The sequence below is a fragment of the Lacicoccus kunmingensis DSM 17847 genome (assembly GCF_059568765.1).
In genome coordinates this window covers 1-5,762 of the sequence record NZ_JCANUC010000043.1, presented here as the reverse complement: position 1 = coordinate 5,762, position 5,762 = coordinate 1, and the positions used below count along the sequence as shown (strand labels likewise).

The following is a 5,762-nucleotide window of genomic DNA, read 5'->3' as shown; positions in this document are numbered from 1 at the left end:
ATGGGCATTCGCTTGAAAAGCCAATGAAACCGGCATTAATTGCCTGTTAGTATTTTTCTATGAATAATTCAGGTTTATCTTTTTTTAAAATATCAGCAATTTTACTTTGGGAGTAACCTACGTTATCTGCAACATTGCGGACAAAATCTTTGCCTTCTTTAGATAATATACTGTCAATTGAACTCACTGTATTTTTCTACTACACTCTTTTTATCGAGTGTGTAGGTGTATTTTGTTTACGCATTCGTTAATATCAAATCCGAAACGAATTGCAACACTACCGCAGGTACACGTAGTGCTTGGTGTTGTAATTTGTAAAGGGTTTGATAGGATGCACAAGTAAACAAATACATCTACACACGAATAAGAGTGAAGGAACTCAACGAAAAAAAGAAACGATACTCTGCAAGCGTTACTGCAGAGTATCGTTTCCTCAATGTTTATATAAATAAAAATTAGATCTAATGTGTACAAAATTATATAGACCGCTAGATGAGCGATCTATTGTTTTAGAAAAAGTGTGTTTCCTTTAAAGATATGTGGCTATTATCGCCTAGTATAATATGGTCTAAAAAGTCTACACCTACGATTTCTCCTACCTCTTTCAATCTCTTGGTAACTTCAATATCTTCGTTAGAGGGTGTCGGATTTCCACTGGGATGCGAATGTGCGACAATGACTGCTGATGCCGAACATTTCAATGCTCTACTATATAAGCACTTTGGGTCTACAATACAAGTATTTGTTGAGCCTTTGAAAACCATTTCTGTATGGATAATTCTATTTTTTGTATTAAGGAATATCGCATGAAATTCTTCTTGTTCATTTCCTATGAATTTTGGTTTTAAAAAGTCATAAGCTTCTTTTGGACTTCTGATTTCTTTAATATCTTCTTTAGTATTATATTCGAGAATCGTTTCATGAACAGCAATTAATTTTTCTTTATCTCTTCTTGTGAAATTTTCATTGTTCATGAAAAATAGTATGTTTAACACTTCTTTTAGTTCCATTGTTTCAACATACGCCTGGGCTTTCTTGGATAATAATGAATAAATTTTGTGCATATTTAACAGCTCCTATTTTTTTCTACTACACTCTTTTAATCGAGTGTGTGAATGTATTTTGTTTACGCATCCGTCAATATCAAATCCGAAGCTGATTGCAACACTACCGCAGGTACACGTAGTGCTTGGTGTTGCAATCAGTGAAAGATTTGATAGGATGCACAAGTAAACAAATACATCTGCACACGAGTAAGAGTGAAGAAACTGAAAGAAATAAAAAAATGGAATACATCTGATTTAAATCTGAAGTATTCCATTTTTACCATTTTTTAATCAAAAATTAAAAAGCCCTATCTGTACAGATAGGGCTTAGTCATCCTCCCGAGATAACTTTGTAAACAAAATAACTCACAAAATGGAACTAACTTAAATTATATCAGTCTTACATAAATAAGTAATCATCTTTTGTTATTTCATATATATGACTAAAATTGATATATTTGAATTGATTAGTCTTACTCACCATAATCATTTCAGATCTTTCGTCTACACTTTCTAACTCGTACTCTAATGATATTTCAAAGCCATTTGACCATTATTTACACTTTTAAATAGTGATTCTTCTAAGGTTCGTTCATTATTATGCTTTTGTTCTTCGCTTAGTAACTGTTCTTCTACTTTAATATTATCATACATAAATCTAGTGATATTCTCATGATGAGAAACACAACTGTCTAGCTTATTTTGACAAAAAATAATAAATTCTGTTTACAATCAATTATACTTATCTTTAATTTTCGGTATCATCTTAGGCAATTCGTTCGTTAATTTCATATTATGTTCCAATCGGTTTTTCCCCATTGGATTGGTTGCTGATGAAAAATCTAGTGTGCGTGTTAAGTCTACAATGTAAGGGATGTCCTCTGGATTTTGATTAGAATAGGCTGCGACAGATTTTTCGAAAATTTGTGAATTGATTCCCCACTCTTTGGAAAGTTCATAAATCACTGCGCTCTTCTTGCCATTCTTCCAATTTTCGAATGCTTCATCAAATCGTATCTCTGTGGATACATGGCCCGGCTTAAGTTCTGCCTCAACAAATTCTTTTAATAATTGCGCTTTTTCATGATTTCCTAGATTACTTAATTCTTCAATTTGTTGATACACAATCCGTAGGGTTTCAGCATCTACTGTTTGTTTTCCATTAGCCGCAGTTGCTTGTTCACCCATTAACTCTAAAATATGGCTCGCATCAATCACTTGCGTCCCGACTAGTCTTGTTTTTCCGGGAAGGGACGTCGGAATCGCCGGTAATTCTGGATCTTCGCCTTCTTGAGTACGGAGGTTGCGATAGGCCCCTATATAATTTAGCCATGTCTTTTCATCGAATCCAAATGTGTCATTATCCCATTCAAATTGATAATATTGTTCGACTAATTGCATATGCTCAGCCGCATCTTTAAAGTTTAATAGAAATGTTTCTTTTGTCTCCGTGTCATTCTGTATTTCTTGCCAAGTCATGGGGTCTGGCATGATTGATTTTATTTTTTCTATCTTTATGTTTAGCTGTTCTACAGCTGTCTCGTATGGTTCTACAATCGCTTTACTGCTCGTCCCGCCTGTACCATAAAGTTTTAACGCATTATCTACTTTTTCTTCAGAAATTTTTGGATACTGAAAATTAATGATCGAACCAAATTCTTTATCCGGGCCATGTACGCGGTTCGTTCGCGAATAAGCTTGCACTAAGCCGTGTAATTCAAGTGACCGGTCAACATATAGTGTGTTTAATAGTTGCGCGTCATATCCCGTCAAAAGTTGGTCTGCGACAATGACTAAATCAATATTTTTCGGATGCCGGCCACTCCCTCCACGGGTTGCTCGAGTAATTAAATCTTCAAAGTAAGCGTCTGGCCCCTGTTTTTTATCTCCTGCAACAAATTCAATGCCAGTGAATGCTGCATAATTTTTGAACATATCTTCAACCACTTTAGGGTCCACTGGTTCAGGGTCCTCGTCCCTCCAAAACTAAATGTCATGGGGACATTAAATGGAGCGTCGTGCTCTGCGAGCTGTTTTTTAAATTCTTCAAAATATGCGAGGACGCGTTTTTTATAAGCCACCGTCAAAATCGCATTAAACTTTCTTTGTTGTGATTGTGACTCCCAGTTCTCAATGATTTCTTCGACCACGCGCGGAATATGAGTATCATCATGATACTCTAACAACTTTCTTTTGCTGGCTTGTTTTTCAACTTCTAAGTCATCCCAGCTATATACAAGGCGTTCTATTGCTTTATCTAATTTATCAGGGAATGTCTGTTTTTCATCTTCTATAATGGCTTCTTTTAAATCTTCATAGCTTTTAAATTCACCGGTATTAATACAATCCACATGAAAACCCAACACATTGCCATCAGAAATGGCTTCATCAATGGTATATTTGTGTAATTCAGGGCCAAATAATTTTTCAGTGGTATCAATCACTTCACTGTTTTTATCAAACACCAACATAGAATATTAATCATTTTATATAATTATAGTAAGCTTTCGGAAGCTTATTGTATACAAAATAATTAATCATCTATGAAATATCCTGCATCCTGTACTTCGTATATATTGTCAAATGGTATATGGAACATTTCATTATCCTTTGATACAACAACAATTTTAGAAGATCCGTCCAAATATTCGACCAGGCAACGTATAAATATTTCATATCCTTCTGACCAATACCGAATGGTTGCTTTCTGATTTAATAATTGCACCAACAATCGTTCATTCTGATAAGATATATCCTCATTGATAATAGGTTTTTCAATTTTTGCATTATCTTCAATCATTTTAAAAATTTTCTCATATTGTTCAGGCATTGTTGCAAAGGGTTGCCATTTTATCATTCCTCGCCCTTTTGGAATATTATTATTTAACTGCTCTCTTGGTATATTACGATAATCGTTTTCCATATACATCACCTGACATCATTATAATGTCAAGGGCAACAAGTAACCCATCAAATCAAAAAGGATTTAAGAAAGATATAGACACTAGTACTGAGTTGTACGAATTAATTTCTTATGTGAATAGTGTCGGTTGGGAAGCAACAACATGATTTAATAAGTACCCTCATAAGTTTTAAGACAATCAAAAAACCACGCCAACGTTTAAAGTTGACGTGGTTGAAACCAGCTATTTATTTGTCGCCGCTCAGCTTCACAAGGATTTTCGACTGGCTCTTGTCATTCAACAATGCCTCGAATCCTTTGTCGACAATTTCGTTCAATTCAATATGGTCACTGATGACCGGAAACGGGTCGATCTGTCCACTCTCTATCATCTTCACCGTCGCTTCAAAGATGTCCGGCTCATAAGCCAGGGTGGATGCGATTCGTACGCCGCTTGCAGTGAGGGACATCGGATTGAATTCAATCGGTTCTTCGAAGATCGACACGATGGTCACCATACCGCGAGCACGTGTCGCACGGATGGACTGATTTACTGTAACACTCACACCGGCCACTTCGAATGTCCGGTCAACACCGTCCGGATAATATTCTTGAATATATTCAATCGGATCTTCATTGCCGGAGTTGACGGCATGTGTCGCCCCTACTTCCTTCGCCTTCTTAAGTCGCTCATCGCTGAGGTCGAATGCAAAGATATCCTTCGCACCCGCAGCTCTAGCTGCGATGATTGTCAGAAGACCGATAGGTCCTGCGCCGAATACGGCAACGGAGTCACTGAATTTCATTTCGGATTCCCTGATTGCCTGAAGCGCCACTGCCGTTGGCTCCACCAGTGCACCAAGCTCAAGTGAAGTATCGTCTTCTAGCTTTACGACATTTTTCTTATCCACGACAACATAGTCGGCAAAGCCCCCGTCACTGCCGAGTCCAACGAAAGTGAACCCTTTGTACATGTCAACAAGCGGTTCCTCGTGTACTTCCTCCGTGATGAGCGGATTGATTGTTACCTTGTCTCCAGCTTTAAGACCTTCAACACCTGATCCTACTTCTTCCACAGTACCTGAAAACTCATGGCCCATGGTCAGCGGTGCCTTTCTGCCTGTCATTGGTGATGCTTCACCACTCGGGATGAAGATGGGACCTGCGTTATACTCATGGAGATCACTGCCGCAAATACCGGCCCAAGCAACTTTGACTTTAACTTTACCTTCGCTGATTTCCGGTGTTTCAACGTCTTCTACGCGAATATCCTTTGCATCATGAAATACTGCTGCACGCATATAAAGCCCTCCTATTTATTATCAGTTCACCTTCATACTACACCCATTCTGGAAAAAAAGAAAATTATAAATCTTCAACTTTACTTGAAATGCCTGCGTCTATATCATCATCACTCATATCATCAAATTGTTTTGCGAGTTCAGCGAATAAGTACTGACTTCTTAATGATAAATCACATACATAGTATTTAATCATACATTACTCATCCTTTACTGATTCCCTAAAGTGAGAGATCTGTGTATGGCAAAATAAAAGTGCAGAGCTTTGCAATGTAGAAGTGCAGAGTCCTGCACTGTTTTAAAATCAGTGCAAATAATAAAAAAGGACTTGCCAGCCACCCCAAGTCCCTCTACCGTTATTGGTGTCGAAACAATAACACAGTGGCGGTCAGGAAGGATGCTAGCAATGTCCGATATTAATTGTATCAAACACTTAAGAAACACCAAAGGTTTATCTATATCTGAAATACAAAAAACATTAGGTATCAATTGGCGGACAGCCAAGAAATATGC

At 37.3% G+C, this 5,762-nt stretch carries 8 protein-coding genes; 1 reads left to right on the top strand and 7 read right to left on the bottom strand.

From position 1 onward, the window contains the following. Positions 1 to 46: 46 nt before the first annotated feature. The 7 genes from BO48_RS16625 to BO48_RS16595 form a co-directional block, all read right to left on the bottom strand. Complete coding sequence (locus tag BO48_RS16625; protein WP_496369235.1) at positions 47 to 187, bottom strand: hypothetical protein; 141 nt, start codon at positions 185 to 187, stop codon at positions 47 to 49. A 322-nt stretch (positions 188 to 509) separates the two neighbouring features. Beyond that, entirely contained in the window at positions 510 to 1,064 is a 555-nt protein-coding gene (locus BO48_RS16620) for a JAB domain-containing protein (protein ID WP_496369233.1), read from the bottom strand. A 714-nt stretch (positions 1,065 to 1,778) separates the two neighbouring features. Continuing rightward, positions 1,779 to 2,993: a type I restriction endonuclease subunit R, EcoR124 family gene (locus BO48_RS16615; RefSeq protein ID WP_496369231.1), complete on the bottom strand. Its 1,215-nt coding sequence runs from the start codon at positions 2,991 to 2,993 to the stop codon at positions 1,779 to 1,781. Then, positions 2,894 to 3,517, bottom strand: coding sequence for a hypothetical protein (locus BO48_RS16610; RefSeq protein ID WP_496369229.1), 624 nt, complete (start codon positions 3,515 to 3,517; stop codon positions 2,894 to 2,896). The genes BO48_RS16615 and BO48_RS16610 overlap by 100 nt, the downstream gene beginning before the upstream one ends. Positions 3,518 to 3,579: 62 nt before the next feature. Continuing rightward, the gene (locus BO48_RS16605) at positions 3,580 to 3,969 is read right to left on the bottom strand and encodes a YolD-like family protein (RefSeq protein ID WP_496369227.1); all 390 of its coding nucleotides are present in this window, start codon (positions 3,967 to 3,969) and stop codon (positions 3,580 to 3,582) included. A gap of 227 nt (positions 3,970 to 4,196) precedes the next feature. Continuing rightward, the gene (locus BO48_RS16600; protein WP_496369225.1) at positions 4,197 to 5,249 is read right to left on the bottom strand and encodes a 2,3-butanediol dehydrogenase; all 1,053 of its coding nucleotides are present in this window, start codon (positions 5,247 to 5,249) and stop codon (positions 4,197 to 4,199) included. Positions 5,250 to 5,313: 64 nt separating this feature from the next. Then, entirely contained in the window at positions 5,314 to 5,445 is a 132-nt protein-coding gene (locus tag BO48_RS16595; RefSeq protein WP_281182411.1) for a hypothetical protein, read from the bottom strand. Positions 5,446 to 5,556: 111 nt separating this feature from the next. Between BO48_RS16595 and BO48_RS16590 the strand changes: the two genes are divergently transcribed. Further along, the coding region (locus BO48_RS16590; RefSeq protein ID WP_496369237.1) for a hypothetical protein at positions 5,557 to 5,762 on the top strand (206 nt) is incomplete at its 3' end.